Source organism: Methylobacterium sp. PvP105 (assembly GCF_017876975.1).
Lineage (GTDB): Bacteria > Pseudomonadota > Alphaproteobacteria > Rhizobiales > Beijerinckiaceae > Methylobacterium > Methylobacterium radiotolerans.
Map to the genome: position 1 here is coordinate 5,054,377 of NZ_JAGIPA010000001.1, position 22,081 is coordinate 5,076,457.

Sequence of the window (22,081 nt, forward strand, 5' to 3'; positions counted from 1 at the left end):
GCGCCTCTAAGAGAGCCGGGAAGCGGACGAGACCGCATTCCGGAAGCGACACGCCATGAAGATCGACGCCATCCCGCTCGGCAAGAAGCCGCCGCACGACGTCAACGTGATCGTCGAGGTGCCGCTCGGCGGCGAGCCGATCAAGTACGAGATGGACAAGGAATCCGGCGCGCTGGTCGTCGACCGGTTCCTGTACACCCCGATGTTCTACCCCGGGAATTACGGCTTCATCCCCCACACCCTGTCGGGCGACGGCGATCCCTGCGACGTGCTGGTGGCCAACACCCGCGCCGTGCTGCCGGGCGCGATCATCAGCGCGCGTCCCGTGGGCGTCATGGTGATGCAGGACGAGGGCGGCGAGGACGAGAAGATCATCGCGGTGCCCTCGCGCCACCTGACCAAGCGCTACGACCGCGTCGAGAACTACACCGACCTGCCCGAGATCACGATCCAGCAGATCCAGCACTTCTTCGAGCACTACAAGGACCTGGAGCCCGGCAAGTGGGTCAAGTTCGTCCGCTGGGGCGACAAGGAAGAGGCCCACCGGCTGATCGAGGAGGCGATCGAGCGCGGCAAGGCCAAGAAGTAAGGGCGGCCCGGCCGCTCCCGCCCGGGGAGCGGCCCGTACCCGTCAGCCGTCGATGCGGCGCAGGCCCGCCCGGTAGCGCCGGGCATTCTCCACGTAGCGCTGGGCGGCCTGCCGCAGGCCCTCGATCGCGGCCTCGTCGAGGGTGCGCACGGCCTTCGCCGGCGCCCCGACGATCAGGCTGTGATCCGGGAATTCCTTGCCCTCGGTGACCAGCGCGTTGGCGCCGACGAGGCAGCCGCGGCCGATCCGGGCCCCGTTCAAAACCGTCGCCCCCATGCCGACGAGGCTGCCGTCCCCGATGGTGCAGCCGTGCACGATCGCGCCGTGCCCGATCGTGACGTCGGTCCCGATGTCGAGGGGAAAGCCGGGATCGACGTGCATGATCACGCCTTCCTGGACGTTGGTGCGGTCGCCGATGCGGATCGGCTCGTTGTCGCCGCGCAGGGCCGCGCCGAACCAGATCCCGACATCGAGGCCGAGATGCACGCGGCCGACCACCTGCGCGTCGGGCGCGATCCAGACCCGGTCAGGGTCGGCGAGGTCGGGGACGTGATCGTCGAGGGCGTAGAGCGGCATGGCGGCCTTTCGGAGGGAGTGGTCGTCCCGACCGCGCGGCGCGGCCGGGATCGCGACGGATGACGCGCAGCGCCTGTCGCGGGAATGGTACGGCGCGCCCAGGCTGCCAATGCTAGGCTGGCTCCGCAAGCGGTCGCGACCCGGATGGGAAACAGAGATGGCACGGCTCCCGGCCCTGATCGGTCTGACGGCGCTCCTGCTGACACAGGGGGCCAGGGCCGCGGATCTGCGGGAGGCCGGACCGCTCGGGCGGTTCCGGGCGACCTGCGAGGATCTCGGGACCTTCTGCTTCGCCGATGCCTGTGGCGGCGACCAGATCGCGGCGGCCCAGGGCTGCCGGGCGCGCTGCCCGAGCGCGTCGATCGTCGAGGTCGTCCCGGCCGCCTGCCCGCTGTCCGAGGGCCGGCCCCTGACGGTCCTCCGGCGCCGCGGCTGAGATCCCGCCGCGACCGCTCCCCGGGCGAAATTCCGCGTCCGCGGCAACGAAACGCGGAACGCGGCATTGATCGTTCGCGAACAGGTGAACAAGGGGACGCGGACAGATGCTCGCGAACGCGCGCGATGCCCGCAGGCGCACGGGGCTGACGAGCGATCTGCGTCCGCCCGAAGCGGGCCCGAACGCCGATCCCGTCCTGTACGGCGTGGCCGCAGGTCTGGCCGCCCTGTTCCCGCCGGTCATGCTGCGGTCGGAGACGGCGCCGGAACCGCGTCGCCCCTCTGGAACCGGCCAGTCGCGGGACACGACCGGCTCCCGGTGACGGGCGGCCCGCGCGGAGCGGTATCCGCCTCAGGCGGCGAGCCGGACGAGCAGGAGAAGCGTCGCCGCGACGGGGACCGCCGTGGCGAGCCAGAGGGCGCCGGGGTGGAACCCCTCGGGCCCCGAGAAGCGCGAGGTCCGCGTCACCGCGGGACGCAGGGAGTCCCCGCGTCCGATCCCGATCCCGACTGGCATCCGTGGCCTCCTCGATCCGCGAGGAGTGAGCCTCGACGCCTCTCAAGGGCGTCTGAATCGGCGGCCGCCTTCGTCCGGCGTGGTGAACCGGACCTTAAAGGGCCCGGTCGAACTTCAGCTCGCCGTTCGGGCTCTTGAGCACCAGCTGCGAGCCGACCATGTCCCACACCGCCGAGGTGCGCAGGGCGATGAAGAAGGCCTGCTCGGTGGCCGCGAGGCCCTTGTCGCAGCTCTTCTTGGTCAGCGCGAGCGGGCCGACGGCGATGTGCTGCTCCTTGAGCGGGAACGCGGTGGCCGCGAAGGTGTTGCAGCCGCCGTAGCCGCGGGCGCGGTACTGCTTGTCGATGATGAAGCTCGGCCGGTCGCCGCCCGTGAACGGCTTGCCGTTCAGGCTCACGGCGGTCCAGGTCGAATCCAGCGGGAACATCTTCTCGCTGGCCTTGGTCCCCGGCACGTACTGGGGCTTCTTCTCCTCCTCGCCGCCCGGCCGGCGGTTGCCCCGGCCGAAGCCCGTGGGCGAGCCGCCCATCTGCGCCTGCGCCTGCGTCGCCGCGGACAGGTCCATGGCCAGCACGGCACAGGCCAAGCTCGCGATCAGCACCCCTCTCATCGTCCAGTCCCCATGTCGCGCGCGCCGCGCGCAGGTCACCCCGGTCCGGAAGCGCCGCGCCGGCCGCGCGGTCCGGCCCCTCGCGAGGCCGCTCCGAATCCTTGCGCCCTGGCGGATGCGACAGGATTTCAGCACAATTATGGTCGCGCTCGGCCGAAGACCGCCCGGAAACGATCCGGGACCGCAATCGTTGTTGATGATCGCGAAGCAGGAGGATGACCTTGGCAGGATCGGACGAGGGGGCGCAGAGCGGGAGCCGGGCGCTCGCCATGACCCCGGCGCAGTCGCGGGCGGCCCGCGGGCTGCTCGGCTGGTCGGAGGCCGATCTCGCCGGCAAGGTCGGCCTGGACGAGCGATTCGTGCGCGACTTCGAGGGCGGCTACAGCGATGCGCCCAGCGGGCAGGTCGAGGCCCTGCGCAGCGCTCTCGGCGCGGCCGGGGCGGTGTTCAGCGACGCGCCGACGCCCGGCGTCCACCTCGCTGCCGGCCGGGGCGTCGACGAGGGCACCCGCGCCGACGATCTGACGACCGAGAACGACCGCTAACACCCGCCGGCCTTCCCGAACGCGCCGCTCATGGCGCGTTCATGCGCCGCACCCGAGAACCGGGGACGCCCGAACCCGCGCACCGTCCCTGGAGCGTCCCGTGATCGATCCCGTCTGCAGTCCGTCGCGGTGCGACCAGCGCTCTCCCTCGGCCCCCGACCGGATCGGAGGCCACTGATGCGCGCCGACGCCTTCCTGGCCGCCGCCGACGCGCTGCCCGTGGCGAGCCTCGACGCCCTCCTGGGGAGCCGGGGGCTCGTGGTCGTCGCGCCCCATCCCGACGACGAGAGCCTCGGATGCGGCGGGCTGATCGCCGCCGCCCGGGCGTCGGGACGGCCCGTGCACCTCGTCGTGGTCAGCGACGGCTGCGGCTCGCACACGCATTCCCGCCTCTACCCACCGGAGAAGCTGCGCGCCCTGCGCGAGGCGGAAACCCGGCGGGCCGTGGCCGTCCTCGGCCTCGGGCCCGACGCCGTCACCTTCCTGCGCCTGCCGGACGCGCACGTCCCGAGCGACGGGCCGGAGGCCGAGGCGGCCGCGTCCGCGGTGGCCAGCGCGGCCGCGGCGATCGGGGCCGGCGCGGTCTTCGTCACGTGGCGTCACGATCCCCACTGCGATCACAAGGCGGCCGCCGCGATCGTCGCCCTCGCCCGGCCGCGGATGCCGGGCGTGCGGGTCTACGAGTACCCCGTCTGGGGCTGGACCCTGCCGCCCGAGACCGAGGTCGGGCCGAGCCCGGCCGGCCTGCGCCTCGACGTCTCCGCCTATCGCGAAACCAAGGCCCGCGCCGTCGCGGCCCACGAATCGCAGACCACGAACCTGATCGCGGACGATCCCGAGGGCTTCCGTCTCGAGCCCGCCATGATCGACCGGCTCTGCGGCCCCTACGAACGCTTCGTCGCCGTGCCCGCATGACCCGGCGGACCCAGACCCTCCCGGAGGATTACTTCCTCGGCATCTACGCCAGCGACCCGGATCCCTGGCGCTTCACCACGTCGTCCTACGAGCGCGACAAGTACGCGGCGACGCTGGCGGCGCTGCCGAGGGCGCGCTACCGGGCCGGGTTCGAGCCGGCCTGCTCCATCGGCGTCTTCACGCACGCCCTGGCTGAGCGCTGCGATCGACTCCTGTCCACCGATCTGGTCCCGGCCGCCGTGGAGGCCGCACGGGCGCGCTGCGCGGATCGCCCCCATGTCGAGGTCCGGCAAGGCGCGATGCCTGCGGACTGGCCCGCGGAACGGTTCGACCTGATCGTTCTTTCCGAGTTCCTGTACTTCCTGGCGCCGTCGGATTTCGCCGCGCTCGTCCGCCGGGCCGGCGAGACGATCGAGCCGGACGGCGACATCGTGCTGGTGCACTGGCTGGGCGAGACCGACTACCCGCTGTCGGGCGACGGTGCCGCCGAGGCGTTCATCCGGCTGTCCGCGCCCTTCGCCCAAGTCCGGGCGCAGGTGCGGACCGCCGATTACCGGATCGACGTCCTGAGCGCCGGAGCAGCCCCGTGAGCGTCGCGGTCATCACCCTCAACAAGGGCCGGCGCGCGCACCTGACCCGCCTGCTCGAAGGCCTGGGCCGCGGCGATCCGCCCGATCGCTGCGTCGTCGTCGAGATCGGCGGCGACGCGGCGCCCTATCCGGACCTGCCCTTCCCGGTGGAGCGCGTGCCGTTCCCGCATGCCGGCCTGCCGCTCGCCGCGGCGCGCAATGCCGGGCGCCGGGCGGCCGGTGCCGACACGCTGATCTTCCTCGACGTGGACTGCATCCCCTCGGCGGGGCTCGTCGCCGGCCTGTCGCGGGCGGTGGCCGAGCGGGACGGCCTGATCTGCTGCGAGATCGGCTATCTGCCGGCCGGTGCGGTCACGGACGGGTGGCGCGCGGCGGATCTGGAGCGGCTCGGCCGGCCGCACCCCGTGCGGGTCTTCCCGCCGGCCGGTGCGGTGGCCCCGGCGCCGCAGCCCGGCCTGTTCTGGTCCCTCGCCTTCGCGGTGCGGGCCGCGACCTACGACCGGCTCGGCGGCTTCGACGAGACCTTCTCGGGCTACGGCGCGGAGGATACCGACCTCGCCTTCCGGGCCGAGCGGGCCGGCGTGCCGATCCTGTTCCTCGGCGGGCCCCGGGCCTACCACCAGCACCATCCGGGCTACGACCCGCCGCTGCAGCATTTCCGCGACATCGTCGCCAACGCGGCCCGCTTTCGCGACCGTCACGGGCTCTGGCCGATGGATGGGTGGCTCGACGGCTTCGCCCGGCTCGGGCTGATCGCGGCGGATCGGTCGACCGGGATCGTGGTTCACCGGGATCCGACGCCGGACGAGATGGCTGCGGCGCGGCTGCCGGACGATCGGCCGTTCTAGGGCCGTCGCGGCCGCCGCGCCGCAGAGTTGGTCCCTTCGCCCGAAGGGACAGGTGAGGGACGCGCCCGCTCCGGGGCCTTCTCCACCCTCAACCGAACGTGTCGGGCGGATCGCGGACGTGACCGCGGTCCGCCTCCCAGAGAGCCCCGGCCTCGGGCGCGTCGAAGCTCGGCGCGCCCGCGGGCGGCCTCAGCCCTTCATGGCGTTCGCCTTCTCGATCAGCGCCTCGGCCATGCGGATCGAGGCGATGTCGATGAGGCGACCGTCCAGGGACACGGCGCCGCGGCCGGCCTTGGCGGCCTCTTCCATGGCCTCGAGGATGCGGCGGGCCTTGGTGACCTCGGCCTCCGAGGGGGTGAACACCTCGTTGGCGAGCTCGATCTGGCTCGGGTGGATCGCCCATTTGCCCTCGAAGCCGAGGGCGGCGCAGCGGCGGGCGGCCGAGCGGTAGCCGTCCGGATCCGAGAAGTCGCCGAACGGTCCGTCGATCGGACGCAGACCGTAGGCGCGACAGGCCACCAGCATGCGGTTCTGGGCGAACAGCCACGGGTCCTGCCAGTGGGTCTGGCGGCTGCCGGACTCGTCCTTGTCGGTGAGCACCGAGAAGTCGGGGTTCACGCCGCCGATCACGGTTGAGCGGGCGCGGGTCGAGGCGGCGTAGTCGGCGACGCCGAAGGACATCGCCTCCAGGCGCTTGGAGGACTGGGCAATCGCCTCGACGTTGGCCATGCCGAGCGCCGTCTCGATCAGCACCTCGAAGCCGATCTGCTTCTCGCGCTTCTTGGCCTGCTCGATCTGCGTGACCAGCACGTCGATGGCGTAGACGTCGGCCGGCACGCCGACCTTGGGGATCAGCACCATGTCGAGCCGCGGGCAGGCTTCGACGATGTCGACCACGTCGCGGTACATGTAGTGGGTGTCGAGACCGTTGATGCGGATCATCATGGTCTTGTTGCCCCAATCCAGGTCGTTCAGCGCCTGGATGATGTTGGTGCGGGCCTTCTCCTTGTCGTCGGGGGCGACCGCGTCCTCGAGGTCGAGGAAGATCACGTCCGCCGCCGAGGAAGCCGACTTCTCCATGAAGGTCGGGTTCGAGCCGGGCACGGCGAGTTCGGAGCGGTGCAGGCGCGGCTTGGCCTGCTGGATCAGGGTGAAGCTCATCTTGGGTTCTCTCTCCTGGTGACGGTTCTGGTGCCGTTGCGGGATGCGATCCCGTTCACCGGCGGCAAATGGCGCGCGCCGGACGCTCTGACAGAGCGCGGACGCGCGAATGGACCGGTTCCACCGGCGTCCGGCCGCAGCGCGGGTTCCCCCTCCCGAGCGGGAGAGGGCGCACGTTCTGCCCTCGCCTACCCGGTCGCCCCGAAGCCGACCGCGATGCAGTTGATGGACAGGAGCAGGGCCGACTTCACCGCCTCGCGCCGATCCTCGTCGGTCTCCGCGCGGTAGCGGGCGAGCAGCTCGACCTGCTCGCGGCTCACTTGGTTGATGGTCGGGAGCCGGCCCTTCAGGCGGTCCCGGAACAGCGGGAAGCGCTCGGCCAGCTCCGTGCCGCCGCTCACCCGCAGCACCATCTCGCGGGTGAGCGCGTACTCGGCCTCGATCATCGAGAAGATCCGGTCCCGGGTTCCCGGGTCCGGGACGAGGCCCGCGTAGGCGCGGGCGATGTCGAGATCGACCATCATCAGCGTCTTCTCGACCTCGTCGAGGACGAGGCGGAGGATGCGGGATTCGGTGAACAGCCGCTTGAGCGCCGCCTCGCCGTCCCGACCGCGCACGTCGATGAAGCTCGCGAGCCCCGATCCGACCCCGTACCAGCCGGTGATCACGTGCCGGTTCTGCGACCACGCGAACACCCAGGGGATCGCCCGGAGGTCCGAGAGCGCGCGCGCGCCGAAGCGGCGGGCCGGGCGGGAGCCGATGTTGAGGAGCGCGATCTCGTCCAGCGGGCTCGCCGCCTGGAAGTAGTCGACGAGGCCGTCGGTCTGGAGCAGCTGGACGTAGGCCGCCCGCGAGGCGCCGGCCAATGCCTCCAGGGCGTCGTCGTGGCCCGGCCCCGCCCGCTCGCCGTCGCCCGCCAGCGCGTGCTCGAACACCGAGGCCGCCAGCAGTTCCATCTGGTAGGCGGCGGTGCCGCGGTTGGCGTACTTGAACGAGACGACCTCGCCCTGCTCGGTGGTGCGGAACCGGCCGCGGATGGAGCCCGGCGGCTGGGCCATGATGCCCCGGTGAGTCGGCACGCCCCCGCGGCTCACCGAGCCGCCGCGCCCGTGGAAGAAGGCGATCCCGACGCCGAGCTCCTCGCCGAGGCGGGTCAGCTTGCTCTGCGCCTTGTAGAGCTCCCAGTTGGCGGCGACGAAGCCGCCGTCCTTGTTGGAGTCGGAGTAGCCGATCATCACCTCCTGCACCCCGCCCTGCCAGCGGGTCGAGCGGCGCACCACCGGCGTCCCGAGCAGCGCCCGCATGATCGCCGGGGCGGCGCGCAGGTCGTCGATGGTCTCGAACAGGGGCACGATCGGCAGCGGGCAGATCTCCGTGCCGGCGGCGTCGAGGAACACCCCCGCCTCCTTGGCCAGCAGGTACGCGCCGAGCACGTCCTCCACCGAGCGGGTCATCGACAGCACGAAGGCGCCGAACGCCTCGCGGTCGAGGGCCTCGCGCATCTCGGCCACGAGGGCGAAGGTGGCGAGCGTCTCGCGGGCGGCGTCGGGCAGATCCTCGAAGGACCGCTCGGGATCACGCGGCCGGGCGAGCTCCGCGTCGAGCCACTGGCGCCACGCGGCCGAGCCGAGGGCCGGCGGCTCGCCGTCGCCGTTGCGCTGGCGCCAGAGGGCGTGGAGCGTGTCGGTGGTCCGGGTGGTGTTCTCGCGCAGGTCGAGACGGACCGTCGAGAACCGGAAGATCTCGACCATCCGCCGCACCGGGCGGACGAGATCGCGCGCCAGCGCCCCGCACTTGGCCTCGGTCAGGCCGCGCTCCAGGGTGCGCAGATCCTCGATCAGCCCGTCCGCGCTGGCATAATCGGGACCGGACGGGTGCTCGCCCTCGTTGCGGGCGACCGTCGCCTCGATCTTGCGCAGGACGCAGGACAGGTACTGTCGGTAGGGCTCGCCCGGGTTGCGCCGGGTGATGGCGCGGGCTTGGCCGCTCTCGGCGAGCTGCCGGTCGAGCTCCGCGCGGAAGCCCTCGGGCAGCGGCAGCGAGCGCTCGGTGAGCGACAGGGTCCGGCCCAACTCGCGCACGCGGTCGCGGTAACGGGTGAGCGAGGCGAGCGCGTTGCGGTGCAGGGTCTGCCGCGTGACCGCGGCGGTGACGTAGGGGTTGCCGTCCCGGTCGCCGCCGATCCACGAGCCGAACTGGAAGAACGGCGGCACCCTGAACTCCGTGCCCGGATAGGTCTCGGCCAGCGCCTCGTGCAGCGCCTCCAGGGTCTCGGGCAGCATCTCGAACAGGGTCTCGTCGAAGAAGTGCAGGCCCCAGGCCACCTCCCGCTCGACGGTCGCCTTCTCCAGGTGCAGCTCGCCCGTCATCCAGACCAGCTCGATCTGGTCGCGCAGCTCGTTCATGAGCCCGTTGCGCTCGCGATCGGTCCAGCGCGGCATCTCCAGCTCGCGCAGCACGAGGTAGATCCGGCGGAACTTCTCCAGCACCGTGACGCGCTTGCCCTCGGTGGGATGGGCGGTCAGCGTCGGGCGGATGCGCAGGTCGGTGAGCAGCGCCTGGATCTTCTCGGGCGGCACCCCCTGTTTGCGCGCGTCAGCGAAGACCTTCGCGAACGAGCCGCTGAGCGCGGCCCGCCCCTCCGTGCGCTCGACGTGCCGGCGGCGGCGCATCGCGGCGTTCTGCTCGGCGATGGAGATCAGCTGGAACCAGATGCCCTGAACCTGCAGCGCGCGTGCGAGCATCTGCGGCGAGAAGCGCGAGATGTCGGCCGTGCCGTGCAGGACCGCCTCGAGGTCGGGGTCGTGCCGGCGGGCGACGTCGAGCAGCGCCTGGAACAGGATGTCCAGCGCCTGCTCCGACGACGTGCCGACGATCACCGGCGGCGCGAAGGCCGTGGCATCGACGAGACCGGGGGTTGCGTGAAGCGTGCGGGTCATGGGGCCACCTCGTGGCGCTCTTTCTTGAAGGACGAGGCGCGACGCGCCCCCTCCCCTCTCTGCGGGGGAGGGTGGCCCCCGCGTCAGCGGGGGTCGGGAGAGGGGAGCGCCATTTCCGGAGAGGTCGCGACGGGAGCTGAAAGCCCGCACCGTCGCGCTGCCCCTCTCCCGCCGCGCATCCGGGGGCACCCTCCCCCGCAGAGGGGGAAGGGGTGCAGCGCGGCTACGCCGCCCGGGCGAGCACGTCGGCCACCGTCTGGCCGAACGAGCCCGGATCCGGCGCTACGGTCAGCCCGTACGAGCGCATGATCTCGGCCTTCTCGGCGGCGCTGTCGCCGGCCGCCGAGATGATCGCGCCGGCGTGCCCCATGCGGCGCCCCTTCGGAGCCGTGAGTCCGGCCACGAACCCGATCACCGGCTTCGACATGTTCTCGCGGATCCAGGCCGAGGCCTCGGCCTCCTGCGGGCCGCCGATCTCGCCGATCATCAGCACCGCGTCGGTGTCCGGGTCAGTCTCGAACAGGGCGAGGTGGTCGAGGAAGGACGAGCCGTTGATCGGGTCGCCGCCGATGCCCACCGAGGTCGAGATCCCGAGCCCCAGCTCCTTGAGCTGGGAGGCCGCCTCGTAGCCGAGCGTGCCCGAGCGCGAGATCACCCCGACATTGCCCGGGAGGTAGATGTGGCCGGGCATGATGCCGAGCATGGCCTTGCCGGGCGAGATGATGCCGGCGCAGTTCGGGCCGACCACCATCGTCCGCTTCTCCTTGGGATAGCGGTAGAGGTAGCGCTTCACCCGCATCATGTCCTGGGCGGGGATCCCGTCGGTGATCGAGCAGACCAGCCGCAGCCCGGCATCGGCCGCCTCCATGATCGCGTCGGCCGCGAAGGGGGGCGCCACGAAGGTGATCGAGGTCGTGGCCCCGGTCGCCGCCACCGCTTCCTTGACGGTGTTGAACACCGGCAGGCCGAGATGGGTGCGCCCACCCTTGCCCGGGGTGACGCCGCCGACGACGTTCGTGCCGTAGTCGAGCATCTCCTTGGCGTGGAAGGTGCCCTTGTCGCCCGTGATGCCCTGGACGATGATCGGGGTGGTCTCGTCGATGAGGATGCTCATGGCGCGGTCTCCCCTCTCAGTGCTGGGTCTTGGCGGCGGCGCAGGCGTCGACCGCCTTCTTGGCCGCCTCCGCCAGGGTGTCGGCGGTGATGAGATCCAGGCCGCTCTCGGCCAGGATCTTCTTGCCCGCCTCCACGTTCGTGCCGGCGAGCCGGACCACCAGCGGCACGTCGATCTTCACCTCGCGGGCGGCCTGGACGACGCCCTCGGCGACCCAGTCGCAGCGGTTGATGCCGGCGAAGATGTTGACCAGGATCGCCTTCACGTTGCGGTCGGAGAGCACGAGCCGGAAGGCCGTCGCCACCCGCTCAGGGGACGCACCGCCGCCGACATCCAAAAAGTTCGCCGGCTCGCCGCCCGCGTGCTTGATCATGTCCATGGTGGCCATGGCCAGCCCCGCGCCGTTGACGATGCAGCCGATCTCGCCCTCGAGGCCGATGTAGCTGAGGTTGTGCTCGGCGGCCTGGGCCTCGCGGGGGTCGCCCTGCGACGGGTCGTGCATGTCGGCGATGCCCGGCCGGCGGAACAGGGCGTTGTCGTCGAAGCTCATCTTGGCGTCGAGCGCCAGCACCCGGTCGTCCTTGGTCACGACGAGCGGGTTGATCTCCAGCATGGTGCCGTCGCAGTCGCGGAACGCCCGGTAGGCGTTCATGATCGTCTTCACCGCGGCCGAGACCTGCTTGATGTTCAGCCCGAGCTGGAAGGCGATCTCCCGCGCCTGGAACTGCTGCAGGCCGACCGCCGGCTCGACCACCACCTGGATGAGCGAATCCGGCTCCTTGGCGGCGATCTCCTCGATGTCCATGCCGCCGCGCTGGCTGGCGATGACCCGGACGCGCTCGGCCTTCCGGTCCAGCACGTAGCCGAGGTAGAGCTCGCGCTCGAACGGGTCCGCGGTCTCGACGTAGACGCGCTGCACCGGCTTGCCCTCGGGCCCGGTCTGGTGCGTGACGAGGCGCTTGCCGAGGAGGTCCTTGGCGGCGTCGCGGACCTCGTTGTAGGTCCGGCACAGCTTGATGCCGCCGGCCTTGCCGCGGGCGCCCGCGTGGATCTGCGCCTTCACGGCCCAGAACGAGCCGCCGAGTTCGGTCGCCGCGTAGACCGCTTGGTCCGGGCTGAAGGCGATCGCGCCTTTCGGGACGGCCACGCCGAAGCTCGCGAGCAGCTCCTTGGCCTGATACTCGTGGACGTCCATTCGGCGCCTCCTCCGCGGTTCGTTGCCGCCGTTGACGCCATCTACTTTAGTTGAGTCGAAAGATTACGCCCGTCAAATTTTTTGATCTCGGGCTTGACGACGGCTTTTTCGCATCCGCAGCACGGATCGTATTCGATATTGCGACGCAACATACAGAAAAACAACGAGGCCGGGGCATGATGCACCCGGCCTCGATTGTCGATCCGACGGACTTTTCTTCAGAACGCTTCGTTCGAAGGCGCCCGCTCCGTCATCGCGAGCGCACCGAAGTGGCCCAGGGCAGCGCGACTTCTGAGATCGTACCGCCGACGGGATTGCTTCGCTTCGCTCGCGGAGACGGCGGCGTCGACGGGATCAACCGGACACGCTGTCCAGCTTGGCGCCGCCGCAGCGGGCACGCGCCCTCCCCCTGCCAGGGACGGAGGGCGTCCCTCTCAGTTCACCTTGGCCTTCACGATCCCGTAGACCTTCTCGGTCAGCGCACCGGCCTCGCCGAGCAGCTCCTCGAGCTCCTTCAGCCGCTCGTCGGCGAAGTCGCGGTCCTCGAGACCCTTGGCGTTGACGTAGACGTTGAGCGCCGCGCTGCGCAGGCCGGCATAGGCGGAGAGCACCGCCACGCCGGCGTCCGACACGACGTTGAGATTGCCCTTGTCGGCGGTGATCGCCGCGAGGTCGATCACCGCGCGGCAGGCCCGGCAGCAGGCGAGCGGCACGTCGCAGGCGGTCTTGAGCGCCGCCTGGATCCTCTCCGCGCGGGCCGACTTCTCGTCGTCGGTGTTCTTGGGCATCCCGTAAGCGCCCATCACGGCGTCGAAGGCCTGGACGTCCTCGCCGATCATGCCGGTCAGCACGACCCGCAGGCCCTCGGACTTGGCCAGGACGTCCTTCAGCTCGGCCTCGACCTCGACGTACTTCTTCTTGCCGATGGTGAGGTTGCAGACCATCGACACCAGGGCCGCGCCCATGGCGCCGGAGATCGCCGCCGCGCCGCCGCCCCCGGGGGTCGGGGCGGCGCTCGCCAGCTCCGTCAGGAACGTCTCGATGCTGTCGCTCTCGGGGCGATGCGTCTCGGTCACCGGCGCCTCCTCAAGCCATCGTCTTGGCGAGGGCGTAGATCTCCTCGGCGTCGAGCACCTTGTCGGTGCTCTCGAAGAGCTGGCCGACGCAGGCCCGGTGGAGCTTGAGCTTCAGCCCGCCGATGCCGAGCGCGCCGAAGGCCTGCTTGCCGTTGCGGTCCTTGCCCTTGTCCATCACGTCGATGCCGCCGATGCCCGTCGGAGGCTGGGCGTTGTAGTCGGCGACGAACTCGATGGACGATTCCTGCGCCCAGGCGGATTCGGGCAGCAGCTCGACGCCGATCGCGCCGGCCGTGAACACGAGGTTGGTGCCCTTCACCAGGGCGACGCGGGAGGCCTCGTCGGGGGTCGCGGCGGCCTTCACGTTGACCTTGAAGCGCTTGTTGATCTGGTCCGCGGCGGCCTGGGTCTTGTCGAGGGCGCGGCCCGCGATGGTGACCTCGGCGCCCTCGCCGGCGAGCAGGGCGGCCGAGCGCATGCCGACCGGGCCGGTGCCCGCCAGCACGACGGCCTTCTTGCCCTGGAGCGAGCCGGCGGCCTTGGCCACCAGCGCGACGCCCGCGGCGGCCGTGGTGTTGGAGCCGTTGGAATCGAGCATCACCGAGACCCGGAACGGGCCGAAGAAGCGCTTCTTGACGGCGGTGAACAGTTCCTCGCCGGCCGCCATGCTGCCGCCGCCGACGAAGATCGCCGTCGACTTCTTCTCGGAACCGCCGCGGGTGTAGATCGTGCCGTCCACGAGCGCGCCGACATTGTCGGGATTCACGCCGCCGTAGCCGGTGATGTGGTCCGCGCCGCCGTCGTAGCCGACGACCGTGTCGAACACGTTCGGCACGGCATCGGTGTCGAACAGGAACAGCAGCTTCTTGGTCATTCTCTACCTCGGCCCAGGGTGGGCATCATCGACGTGAACACTCCACCCCGTCATTCCGGGTCCGCGAGGCGGGACCCGGAATCGAGACGCTCAGGTGGTTCTCTGCCGACACCGTCGGCGACACTGGGTTCCGAGCCCGCCCGCGGCGCCCCGGAATGATGGCGCGCTGCGCGCCGCCCTCAGCTCTCGACCACGTTCTGCGGCTTGCCCGCCACGAACGCCTCGACGTTGTCGACGAGTTGGTCGGCCAGGATCTGCATCGCCTCCTTGCTCGCCCAGGCGACGTGCGGCGTGACGATCAGGTTCGGCAGGTCGGCCTCGCACAGGATGTTGCCGTCCTTGGGCGGCTCCTGCGCCACCACGTCGAAGCCGGCGCCCGCGATGGTGCCGTCCCTGAGCGCTTCGAGCAGAGCCGCCTCGTCCACCAGCCCGCCCCGGGCCGTGTTGATGAGGATGGCGCTCTTCTTCATCTTCTTGAGCTCGGCGGCGCCGATCATCCCCTTGGTGTCCGGGGTCAGCGGCACGTGCAGCGTGATCACGTCGGACTGGGTGAGGATCGTCTCGAAATCCACGAGCCCGTCCTGCGGGAACACGTCGTAGGCGATGACCTTCATGCCGAGCGCCTCGGCGCGCTTGGCGATCGACTTGCCCAGCGCCCCGTAGCCGACGATGCCGAGGGTCGAGCCGGCGATGTCGTAGATCGGGTAATCGAAGTAGCAGAACTGCTTGGACTTCGCCCAGTCGCCGCGCCGCACCGAGTTGGCGTAGGGCACGATCGCCCGCCGCAGGGCGAACATCAGCCCGACCACGTGCTCCGGCACGGTGTTGAACGCGTAGTTGCGGATGTTGACGACCGTGACCCCCTGGGCCTTGGCCTGGGCCTTGTCGACCACGTCGGTGCCGGTGGCGGCGACCGCGATCAGCTTCAGGTCGGGGAGCTGCTTCAGCGTCTCGGCCCGCATCGGAACCTTGTTGATCAGCGCGATCTCCGCCCCCTGGAGCCGCGAGACGATCTCTTCCGGCGTCCAGGTCGACTCGTGCTCGACGTATTCGTGGGGGAAGTTGAACGGTCGGACCCTGGCATCGAGGGACTCACGATCCAGGAACACGATCTTCTTGGTCATAGGACCCCTCTCGAACGACGGGCGGTTTCCTCGATAGTCTTGTTCTTACTTGCGCGTCGGGGCGGGCCCGGCAACCCGGTCCCGCCCCGATCGCGTGCGCAGTTCACGCCTTATGCAGCGGATTCTCGCGCAGGTAGCTGGAGGCGGCGGCGACGCCCGAGCCCGGCGTGACCTTGATGCCGCAATCGAGCATGGCCATCTCGGCGCCCGCGATGGCGCCCAGCAGCGACAGCTCGTTCAGGTCGCCGAGGTGGCCGATGCGGAACACCTTGCCGGCGACTTTCGACAGGCCGGCACCGAGCGACAGGTTGTAGCGCTCGTAGGCGTGGGTGATCACCTTGGCGGCGTCGGCACCCTCCGGCACCACGATCGCCGTGACCGTGTCGGAGTTCCACTTGGGCTCCTTGGCGCAGGGCTTGAGGCCCCAGGCCGCCACGGCCTGACGGGTCGCCTCGGCGAGCACGTGATGGCGGTGGTAGACGTTCTCCAGCCCCTCCTCCTTCACGATCGCCAGCGCCTCGCGCAGGCCGTAGAGCAGCGGCAGGACGGGGGTGTAGGGGAAGTAGCCGGTGGCGTTGGCGGCCAGCTGGTCCTTCCAGGCGAAGTAGGCGTGGCCGAGCCGGTCGTTGCGGCCGGTGCCGCCCTCGGCGATCTTGAGCGCCTTCGGGCTGATGCAGATCAGGCCGAGGCCGGCCGGGAGCATGAAGCCCTTCTGCGAGCCCGCGATGGCGCAGTCGACGCCCCACTCGTCCATCTTGAACGGCAGCGAGCCGATCGACGAGATGCCGTCCACGAACAGCAGCGCCGGGTGGCCGGCGGCGTCGATCGCCTTGCGCACCGCGCCGATGTCGCTGGTGACGCCCGTGGCGGTCTCGTTGTGGACGACCATCACGGCCTTGATGGCGTGGTCCTTGTCGGCGCGCAGCGCCTCCTCGATCTTCTGCGGGTCGGCGCCCGCGCCCCACTCCTCCTCCTGGACGATCACGTCGAGGCCGAGGCGCTGGGCCATGTCGACCCAGAGGTGGCTGAACTGGCCGTAGCGGGCGGTGAGCACCTTGTCGCCGCGGCAGAGGGTGTTGGACAGGGCCGATTCCCAGATGCCGGTGCCCGAGGACGGGAACAGGATGACCGTCCCGTTGGTCGAGCCGAACACCATCTTGGAGTCCTGCAGCAGTGGCTTCACCAGCTCGGGGAAGCTCGGCGACCGGTGATCCTCCGACGGCACGTGCATGGCGCGCAGGACGCGCTCCGGGATGTTGGTGGGGCCCGGGATGAAGAGGTGGTTGCGACCGGGGCGCCGGGTTGCGGCCATGATGTTTCCTCCGAAAAGTCCATTGCGCGCGGGCGTGAACCCGCGCCGGGTTGTCCAAGCGTCCTCAGGGAGTCGGTCCGGCGCCGTCGAAAGCGGCTCGCGCCGCACCCCCTCGAACGCCATCCTCTGCCGTGATCGGGGGGTCTCCGCGGAGCGGCAGGCGGCCTCACGCCGCTCGCGTCGCGGCGCGCCCCCGCGCGCCGGTCGCCTCCGAATTGCCGTCCCGTCCAACGGCTCCAGGGCCGTCCTCGCCGCCTTCCTGTCAAGGTCCGGCCGTGCTCGTGCCGAGCGGCCGGTTCTTGGTATTATGAGGCGGTGAAGCTCGAAAGGAAAACCGGAAAAACTTCCGGAACTTGCCAAAAAAATTTTTTGTGCGACGCAACGAAGTCGAGCTCCGGTTGAGAGGCTTCGCGGCACCGCACACCGAAGTCTTTCCGCCCCGTCCGAACCCGCGTCATCAAACTGAGATCGGATCGCGCTCTGGATCCCGGCACCGTACAGCCGCCGGGAGAGGGTGCCGTGGCCGAGGTTGAGGAGATGCCGGTCCGCGTGCGGACGCTGTTCCTGTCCGACCTGCATCTCGGCACGCGCGGCTGCCAGGCCGGCCTGCTGCTGTCGTTCCTGAAGGACTACGACGCCGACACGATCTACCTCGTCGGCGACATCGTGGACGGCTGGCAGCTGCGCTCGGGCTGGTACTGGCCGCAGGAGCACAACGACGTCGTGCAGAAGCTCCTGCGCAAGGTCCGCAAGGGCGCGCGGATCGTCTACCTGCCGGGTAACCACGACGAGTTCCTGCGCGACTACGTGGGCACGAGCTTCGGCGGCATCGAGCTGGCCGAGACCGCGATCCACGAGGCGGCCGACGGCAAGCGCTACCTCGTCATCCACGGCGACCAGTTCGACATGGTCGTGCGCCACTCGCCGTGGCTCGCCCATCTGGGCGACGGCGCCTACACGCTGGCGCTCTCGCTCAACACGCTGATCAACAAGGTGCGGCGGCGTCTCGGCCTGTCCTACTGGTCGCTCTCCGCCTGGGCGAAGCTGCGCGTCAAGAACGCCGTGAGCTTCATCGGCCGCTTCGAGACGATCCTGGCCGAGGAGGCGCGCCGCCAGGGCGCCGACGGGGTGATCTGCGGCCACATCCACCACGCGGCCGACCGGCCGATCGGCGACCTGCGCTACCTCAACACCGGCGACTGGGTGGAATCCTGCACGGGGCTCGTGGAGCACTACGACGGCCGCATCGAGGTGCTGCACTACCCGAGCCTCCTGCGGGCGCGGGCGGCCGAGATCGTGCCGCAGACCCTGCCGGGCCGGCGCGCGGTGGCGTGAGGGCGCCGCCGTGAAGCTCCTGATCGCCAGCGACGCGTGGCACCCCCAGGTGAACGGCGTCGTGCGCTCCCTCGAGCAGATGGTCCGCCGCGCGCCGGAGCACGGCTTCGCCACGGCCCTGCTGTCGGTGGCGGATTTCCGCTCGCTGCCGCTGCCGGGCTACCCCGAGATCCGCCTCGCCTATGCCGGGCGCGAGCGGGTGGCGGCGCGCTGGCGGGCCGAGCGGCCGAGCCACGTGCACATCGCCACGGAGGGGCCGGTGGGCCTCGCGGCGCGCCGGCACTGCCTCGCGCACGGCCTGCCCTTCACGACGAGCTACCACACGCGCTTCCCGGAATACCTCGCCGCCCGCGCCCCGGTGCCGGAGGCGTGGTCCTACGCGTATCTGCGCCGGTTCCACGGCGCCGCCCGGGGGACGATGGTCAGCACCGCCTCGCTCCAGGGCGAGCTCGCGGCGCGGGGCTTCGGCCGCCTGATGCGCTGGACTCGGGGCGTGGACACGGAGCGGTTCCGGCCGGCCGAGCCCGGGACGCCCGCGCCGGCGGAACTCGCCGGCCTGCCGGGGCCGCTGTTCCTCTACGTCGGGCGGCTGGCGGTGGAGAAGAACGTCGCGGCCTTCCTGAGCCTCGATCTGCCCGGCACGAAAGTGGTGGTCGGCGACGGGCCGGACCGCGCGCGGCTGCAGGCGCTCGCGCCGGAGGCCCGCTTCCTCGGCACCCGCACCGGCGCGGACCTCTCGGCCGTCTACGCGGCCTGCGACGTCTTCGTCTTCCCGAGCCTCACCGACACGTTCGGCATCGTGCTCCTGGAGGCGCTGGCCAGCGGCCTCCCGGTGGCGGCCTTCCCGGTGCCGGGCCCCAACGACGTCGTCGGCGGCACCCGGGTCGGGGTGCTCGACCCGGATCTGCGGGTCGCCGCGCTGGCGGCTTTGCGCCTGTCGCGCGCCGAGTGCCGGGCCGAGGCGCTGCGCTGCGGCTGGAACGTGAGCGCCCGGCAGTTCTTCGGCAACATCGTCGAGGCGCATGGCGGTGCCCGGAGCACCCGGGACGCCGCCTGACGCGTGACGGCGCCCGCGCGGGATGGCAGGACGGCGCGATGCCGTCCGCCAAATCGTTCGCCAAGCCGCACGCCAAGCCGCACGCCGGACCGCCCACTGGATCGACCGCCGGACCGCGCGCGTCCGTCAGGACCCGGTCCCCGGGCGCTGGCCCGTTCGATCCCGCCCGGGCCGCCGCGTATCCGGCGGCGATCGGCTGCGACGAGGTCGGGCGCGGCGCGCTCTGCGGACCGGTGGTGGTGGCCGCGGTCTGGTTCGATCCGACGGCGATCCCGCCCGACCTGCTCGCGGCCCTCGACGACAGCAAGCGCGTTCCCGAGCCGGTGCGGGAGCGGCTGGCGCCCCTGATCCGCGCCCACGCGCGGGTCGCGGTAGCGGCGGGATCGCGCGCCCTGATCGACCGGATCAACATCCGCGGCGCGACCCTCGACGCCATGGCGCGGGCGGTGGCGCGGCTCGGCCTCGCCGCGCCCGTGCTGGTCGACGGGCGCGACGCCCTGCCGGGCCTGCCCGGCCGCGCCGTGATCGGCGGCGACCACCTCGTGCCGCAGATCGCCGCCGCCTCGATCGTCGCCAAGGTGCTCCGGGACCAGCTGATGCGGCGCCTCGCCCGGCGCCATCCCGGCTACGGCTGGGAGCGGAACGTCGGCTACGGGACGGCCGTCCACCGCGCCGGCCTGACGCAGCTCGGGCGCAGCGCGCATCACCGGCTCAGCTTCACCCGCGGGTTCGACTGAGCCGGGCAAGACGGGTCACGCGGCCCGGACGCCCGCCAGGAAGCGGTGGACCTCCGCGGCGAGTTCCTCCGACTGACGCGTGAGCGCGGTGGCGGCCGTGAGCACGTGGTCGGCCGCGCGCCCGGTCTGGTCGGCCGCCTGCGCCACCCCGGCGATGTTGCCGGTCACCTCCTGCGTGCCAACACTGGCCTGGGCGACGTTGCGGACGATCTCCCGCGTGGCCGCCCCCTGCTGCTCCACCGCGGCCGCGATGGCGGCGGCCACGGTGTCGATCTCGCCGATCCGGCCGGTGATCGTGCCGATCGCCCGCACCGCCTGACCGGTCACGGTCCGGATCTCGCCGATCTGCCGGCCGATCTCGTCGGTGGCGCGGCCGGTCTGAGCGGCCAGCTCCTTGACCTCGGTGGCGACCACCGCGAAGCCGCGCCCGGCCTGACCGGCCCGCGCCGCCTCGATCGTGGCGTTGAGCGCGAGCAGGTTCGTCTGAGCGGCGATGCCGGCGATCAGTTCGACGACGGCGTCGACCCGGGCGACGGACGCGTTGAGCGCCGCCACCAGGGCGGCCGTCTGGTCGGCCTCGCCGACCGCGATCCGGGCCAGTTCGGACGAGCCCTGGACCTGCCGGCCGATCTCCTGGACGGAGGTGCCGAGCTCCTCCACCGCGGCGGCGGCGGTCCTGACGCCGGCAGAGGCCTCCTCGGCGGCGGCGGCCACGGTATCGGACTGGCTGGCGGTCTCCTGGGCGGTCGTGGTCATCTGCCAGGCCGTGGTCTGCAGCTCGGTCGCGGCTGCGGAGACCTGCCCGACGATGCCGGCCACCGCCGCCTCGAAGGTCTGCGCCAGCGTGTGCGTCATCGTCCGGCGCTGCGCCTCTGCGGCGCGCGCCGCCTCGGCCGCGTCCGCCTCCAGGGCGCGGGTGCGGACGAGGTTGTCGCGGAAGACCTGCACGGCCGCCGCCATCGCGCCGATCTCGTCCCGCCGTCCGCGGGCCGGGATCTCCACGGCGACGTTCCCGGAGGCGAGCGCCCGCATCGCCCGGATCATGGCCCGCAGCGGTCCGAGCACGCGGCGGAAGACCGTGACGGCGCCGACACCGGCGAGCACCACCGAGGCGGCCAGGAACAGGCTGGTGTGGAGCAGCGTCGCCTCCGCCTCCGCGGCGAGCGCCTGCGCGCGGGCGACCATCGCGTTCAGCGCCGCCTGGGCGAGGTCGGCGATGGTGTTGACCTCCCGCGTGTTGCGGTCACGCAGGTCCTGGATCGCGACGCCCGGCGACTGGCCCCGGCTCAGGGCCGCCCGCAGGGCCTGCCGCCGCGCCGCGACCTCGCCCTCGAAGTTGCTGGCGCCCGCCCTCACGAAGGCGTCCTGGACCTCCCGCGGCAGCGTGTCGTCCATGTGTTCGACGAGGTTCGCCCAGCTCGCCGCGACGCGGCCGCGCTCCTCGGCCTCGGCGAGGCGCTCCTCCTCGGACCAGCCCGTCCCCCGCGTCACGGCCGTCTCGGCCCGCGCCACGTTGCCGCCGATCGCGACCCGCGTGATCCAGGCGGCACGCTTGATGTCCAGGGCGCGGGCCAGCGCCGCGTCGCGGCGCGGGATCGTGACGTCGACGGCCCCGCTGGTCGCCGAGAGCGCGTCGAGCAGATCCCGGAAAGCGGTCGCGGCGACCTCCGCCGTCGCGGCGGCGCGCTCCGCGATCGGGACCGAGAGGGCCGCGTCGATCCGCGCGGACAGGCCGGTGACGGCCTCGTGCGCGCGTCGGAGCGGATCGACCGTCTTCGCCACCGCGGCGGTGTCGATCGCGCGCACCAGGATCAGGAGAGCCTCCAGCCGTTCGGTCCGGGTCGCGCGCTGCCGGGCGATCAGGGCCGCGTCGGCGGGCGGGATCCTGCCCGCGGCGATCAGCGCTTGCAGAGTCCGTGCCCGCTCGAGGCGCACGGCGAGCAGGACCTCGAGGAGGATCCGGCTGCCTTCCGTGAGCGCGACCACGCGGCGGCTCTCCCGCTCCTGCGCGCGGGCATCGTGTGCCGTCCGGGCGCCCGCGGCCAGCAGTAGGGCGCTGAGTGAGAACAGGATCGCGCACAGGATCGTGCCGATTGAAGGACGCGGAAGACGCAGCATGAGGGTTGAGTTCTCTCTTCGCAGTGCGTCGAGACATGCGGCCCGCCGCCGGGCTGCCCGGTTCGAGCAGGGCGGCCGGTCGGCCTCGGTCGCCGGAAAGGCTGAGCGACACGACGGCCCCCGGGGGCTGTGACCGCGCGATCCGGGGACGGCCGGCCCCCAGGGGCACCCCGACGCGGCGCCGGCCCGGTTCGCCCGGAGGGCGCGGCGAGGTCGCGGGCTCGCCGGCGATCCCGGTCCGGTCATCGGACAGGAAGCGCGCCCGGTCGGCATCGAGGTCGGCGTCCGGAGACTCCACCGCCTCAAGGGAGGCCAGCAGCCGCGACCGGCCGCATCGGGCAGGGCCGCGGAGCGCGGCTCGCCCGCGACCGGATCACCGCGCGCGCGGTACAGAGGCGCGATCGGAGGACACAA

22 protein-coding genes are annotated in these 22,081 nt (G+C 71.6%); 10 read left to right on the forward strand and 12 right to left on the reverse strand.

What is annotated here, in order from left to right; translation table 11 throughout:
* Window positions 1-55 precede the first annotated feature (55 nt).
* Window positions 56-589 (forward strand): inorganic diphosphatase, encoded by a 534-nt coding sequence (gene ppa, locus J3A75_RS24665; RefSeq protein ID WP_012320589.1) that lies wholly within the window; start codon window positions 56-58, stop codon window positions 587-589.
* Window positions 590-631: 42 nt separating this feature from the next.
* Here ppa and J3A75_RS24670 read toward each other — a convergent pair whose 3' ends face one another.
* Complete coding sequence (locus J3A75_RS24670) at window positions 632-1,165, reverse strand: gamma carbonic anhydrase family protein (RefSeq protein ID WP_024829190.1); 534 nt, start codon at window positions 1,163-1,165, stop codon at window positions 632-634.
* Between the two features lie 157 nt (window positions 1,166-1,322).
* On the opposite strand from J3A75_RS24670, the gene J3A75_RS24675 reads away from it, so the two are divergent.
* On the forward strand, window positions 1,323-1,601 hold the full coding sequence (locus J3A75_RS24675) for a hypothetical protein (protein ID WP_012320591.1): 279 nt from the start codon (window positions 1,323-1,325) through the stop codon (window positions 1,599-1,601).
* Between the two features lie 106 nt (window positions 1,602-1,707).
* Window positions 1,708-1,923 (forward strand): hypothetical protein, encoded by a 216-nt coding sequence (locus J3A75_RS24680; RefSeq protein WP_029359845.1) that lies wholly within the window; start codon window positions 1,708-1,710, stop codon window positions 1,921-1,923.
* Window positions 1,924-1,952: 29 nt separating this feature from the next.
* On the opposite strand, the gene J3A75_RS24685 is transcribed toward J3A75_RS24680, so the two are convergent.
* Window positions 1,953-2,117, reverse strand: a complete 165-nt coding sequence (locus J3A75_RS24685; RefSeq protein WP_165851008.1) for a hypothetical protein — start codon at window positions 2,115-2,117, stop codon at window positions 1,953-1,955.
* A gap of 94 nt (window positions 2,118-2,211) precedes the next feature.
* Complete coding sequence (locus tag J3A75_RS24690; RefSeq protein WP_012320594.1) at window positions 2,212-2,727, reverse strand: META domain-containing protein; 516 nt, start codon at window positions 2,725-2,727, stop codon at window positions 2,212-2,214.
* A gap of 221 nt (window positions 2,728-2,948) precedes the next feature.
* On the opposite strand from J3A75_RS24690, the gene J3A75_RS24695 reads away from it, so the two are divergent.
* From J3A75_RS24695 to J3A75_RS24710, 4 genes are all read left to right on the forward strand, one after another.
* Complete coding sequence (locus tag J3A75_RS24695; RefSeq protein WP_024829187.1) at window positions 2,949-3,272, forward strand: XRE family transcriptional regulator; 324 nt, start codon at window positions 2,949-2,951, stop codon at window positions 3,270-3,272.
* Between the two features lie 177 nt (window positions 3,273-3,449).
* A complete protein-coding gene (locus tag J3A75_RS24700) occupies window positions 3,450-4,187 on the forward strand; it encodes a PIG-L deacetylase family protein (protein WP_012320596.1) in 738 nt (245 codons plus the stop codon).
* Window positions 4,184-4,777 (forward strand): SAM-dependent methyltransferase, encoded by a 594-nt coding sequence (locus J3A75_RS24705; RefSeq protein WP_029359844.1) that lies wholly within the window; start codon window positions 4,184-4,186, stop codon window positions 4,775-4,777. The genes J3A75_RS24700 and J3A75_RS24705 overlap by 4 nt, the downstream gene beginning before the upstream one ends.
* Entirely contained in the window at window positions 4,774-5,625 is an 852-nt protein-coding gene (locus J3A75_RS24710; protein ID WP_012320598.1) for a glycosyltransferase family 2 protein, read from the forward strand. Before J3A75_RS24705 ends, J3A75_RS24710 begins: the two co-directional genes overlap by 4 nt.
* A 189-nt stretch (window positions 5,626-5,814) precedes the next feature.
* Here J3A75_RS24710 and J3A75_RS24715 read toward each other — a convergent pair whose 3' ends face one another.
* The 8 genes from J3A75_RS24715 to J3A75_RS24750 form a co-directional block, all read right to left on the reverse strand.
* Window positions 5,815-6,786, reverse strand: a complete 972-nt coding sequence (locus tag J3A75_RS24715; RefSeq protein ID WP_012320599.1) for an HpcH/HpaI aldolase/citrate lyase family protein — start codon at window positions 6,784-6,786, stop codon at window positions 5,815-5,817.
* Window positions 6,787-6,974: 188 nt separating this feature from the next.
* Window positions 6,975-9,725 carry a phosphoenolpyruvate carboxylase gene (locus tag J3A75_RS24720; protein ID WP_070999993.1) on the reverse strand — a complete coding sequence of 917 codons (2,751 nt, stop codon included), beginning with the start codon at window positions 9,723-9,725 and terminating at the stop codon, window positions 6,975-6,977.
* 223 nt (window positions 9,726-9,948) lie between these two features.
* Window positions 9,949-10,839 carry a succinate--CoA ligase subunit alpha gene (gene sucD, locus J3A75_RS24725; protein ID WP_010687110.1) on the reverse strand — a complete coding sequence of 297 codons (891 nt, stop codon included), beginning with the start codon at window positions 10,837-10,839 and terminating at the stop codon, window positions 9,949-9,951.
* A gap of 16 nt (window positions 10,840-10,855) precedes the next feature.
* Complete coding sequence (locus J3A75_RS24730) at window positions 10,856-12,034, reverse strand: malate--CoA ligase subunit beta (RefSeq protein WP_012320601.1); 1,179 nt, start codon at window positions 12,032-12,034, stop codon at window positions 10,856-10,858.
* A 434-nt stretch (window positions 12,035-12,468) separates the two neighbouring features.
* Window positions 12,469-13,110: a methenyltetrahydrofolate cyclohydrolase gene (fchA, locus tag J3A75_RS24735; RefSeq protein WP_070999994.1), complete on the reverse strand. Its 642-nt coding sequence runs from the start codon at window positions 13,108-13,110 to the stop codon at window positions 12,469-12,471.
* 10 nt (window positions 13,111-13,120) lie between these two features.
* Complete coding sequence (locus J3A75_RS24740; RefSeq protein WP_012320603.1) at window positions 13,121-13,984, reverse strand: NADP-dependent methylenetetrahydromethanopterin/methylenetetrahydrofolate dehydrogenase; 864 nt, start codon at window positions 13,982-13,984, stop codon at window positions 13,121-13,123.
* A gap of 179 nt (window positions 13,985-14,163) precedes the next feature.
* Entirely contained in the window at window positions 14,164-15,108 is a 945-nt protein-coding gene (locus tag J3A75_RS24745) for a D-2-hydroxyacid dehydrogenase (protein ID WP_012320604.1), read from the reverse strand.
* Between the two features lie 103 nt (window positions 15,109-15,211).
* The gene (locus J3A75_RS24750) at window positions 15,212-16,420 is read right to left on the reverse strand and encodes an aminotransferase class V-fold PLP-dependent enzyme (RefSeq protein ID WP_012320605.1); all 1,209 of its coding nucleotides are present in this window, start codon (window positions 16,418-16,420) and stop codon (window positions 15,212-15,214) included.
* Window positions 16,421-16,939: 519 nt separating this feature from the next.
* Between J3A75_RS24750 and J3A75_RS24755 the strand changes: the two genes are divergently transcribed.
* Genes J3A75_RS24755 through J3A75_RS24765 form a run of 3 tightly spaced genes read left to right on the forward strand, consistent with a single transcriptional unit; the run spans window position 16,940 to window position 19,549 of the window.
* Complete coding sequence (locus tag J3A75_RS24755) at window positions 16,940-17,755, forward strand: UDP-2,3-diacylglucosamine diphosphatase (protein WP_024829183.1); 816 nt, start codon at window positions 16,940-16,942, stop codon at window positions 17,753-17,755.
* 10 nt (window positions 17,756-17,765) lie between these two features.
* Window positions 17,766-18,812 (forward strand): glycosyltransferase family 1 protein, encoded by a 1,047-nt coding sequence (locus tag J3A75_RS24760; protein ID WP_209650799.1) that lies wholly within the window; start codon window positions 17,766-17,768, stop codon window positions 18,810-18,812.
* A 38-nt stretch (window positions 18,813-18,850) separates the two neighbouring features.
* Window positions 18,851-19,549: a ribonuclease HII gene (locus J3A75_RS24765; RefSeq protein ID WP_012320608.1), complete on the forward strand. Its 699-nt coding sequence runs from the start codon at window positions 18,851-18,853 to the stop codon at window positions 19,547-19,549.
* A gap of 15 nt (window positions 19,550-19,564) precedes the next feature.
* Here J3A75_RS24765 and J3A75_RS24770 read toward each other — a convergent pair whose 3' ends face one another.
* Window positions 19,565-21,667, reverse strand: a complete 2,103-nt coding sequence (locus J3A75_RS24770; RefSeq protein WP_070999995.1) for a methyl-accepting chemotaxis protein — start codon at window positions 21,665-21,667, stop codon at window positions 19,565-19,567.
* Between the last annotated feature and the right edge of the window lie 414 nt (window positions 21,668-22,081).

Bases quoted from the DNA above. Each gene is read 5' to 3' on its own strand.
- ppa (WP_012320589.1), top strand. From the start codon at position 56: ATGAAGATCGACGCCATCCCGCTCGGCAAGAAGCCGCCGCACGACGTC.
- J3A75_RS24670 (WP_024829190.1), bottom strand. From the start codon at position 1,165: ATGCCGCTCTACGCCCTCGACGATCACGTCCCCGACCTCGCCGACCCT.
- J3A75_RS24675 (WP_012320591.1), top strand. From the start codon at position 1,323: ATGGCACGGCTCCCGGCCCTGATCGGTCTGACGGCGCTCCTGCTGACA.
- J3A75_RS24680 (WP_029359845.1), top strand. From the start codon at position 1,708: ATGCTCGCGAACGCGCGCGATGCCCGCAGGCGCACGGGGCTGACGAGC.
- J3A75_RS24685 (WP_165851008.1), bottom strand. From the start codon at position 2,117: ATGCCAGTCGGGATCGGGATCGGACGCGGGGACTCCCTGCGTCCCGCG.
- J3A75_RS24690 (WP_012320594.1), bottom strand. From the start codon at position 2,727: ATGAGAGGGGTGCTGATCGCGAGCTTGGCCTGTGCCGTGCTGGCCATG.
- J3A75_RS24700 (WP_012320596.1), top strand. From the start codon at position 3,450: ATGCGCGCCGACGCCTTCCTGGCCGCCGCCGACGCGCTGCCCGTGGCG.
- J3A75_RS24705 (WP_029359844.1), top strand. From the start codon at position 4,184: ATGACCCGGCGGACCCAGACCCTCCCGGAGGATTACTTCCTCGGCATC.
- J3A75_RS24715 (WP_012320599.1), bottom strand. From the start codon at position 6,786: ATGAGCTTCACCCTGATCCAGCAGGCCAAGCCGCGCCTGCACCGCTCC.
- J3A75_RS24720 (WP_070999993.1), bottom strand. From the start codon at position 9,725: ATGACCCGCACGCTTCACGCAACCCCCGGTCTCGTCGATGCCACGGCC.
- sucD (WP_010687110.1), bottom strand. From the start codon at position 10,839: ATGAGCATCCTCATCGACGAGACCACCCCGATCATCGTCCAGGGCATC.
- J3A75_RS24730 (WP_012320601.1), bottom strand. From the start codon at position 12,034: ATGGACGTCCACGAGTATCAGGCCAAGGAGCTGCTCGCGAGCTTCGGC.
- J3A75_RS24740 (WP_012320603.1), bottom strand. From the start codon at position 13,984: ATGACCAAGAAGCTGCTGTTCCTGTTCGACACCGATGCCGTGCCGAAC.
- J3A75_RS24745 (WP_012320604.1), bottom strand. From the start codon at position 15,108: ATGACCAAGAAGATCGTGTTCCTGGATCGTGAGTCCCTCGATGCCAGG.
- J3A75_RS24750 (WP_012320605.1), bottom strand. From the start codon at position 16,420: ATGGCCGCAACCCGGCGCCCCGGTCGCAACCACCTCTTCATCCCGGGC.
- J3A75_RS24765 (WP_012320608.1), top strand. From the start codon at position 18,851: ATGCCGTCCGCCAAATCGTTCGCCAAGCCGCACGCCAAGCCGCACGCC.
- J3A75_RS24770 (WP_070999995.1), bottom strand. From the start codon at position 21,667: ATGCTGCGTCTTCCGCGTCCTTCAATCGGCACGATCCTGTGCGCGATC.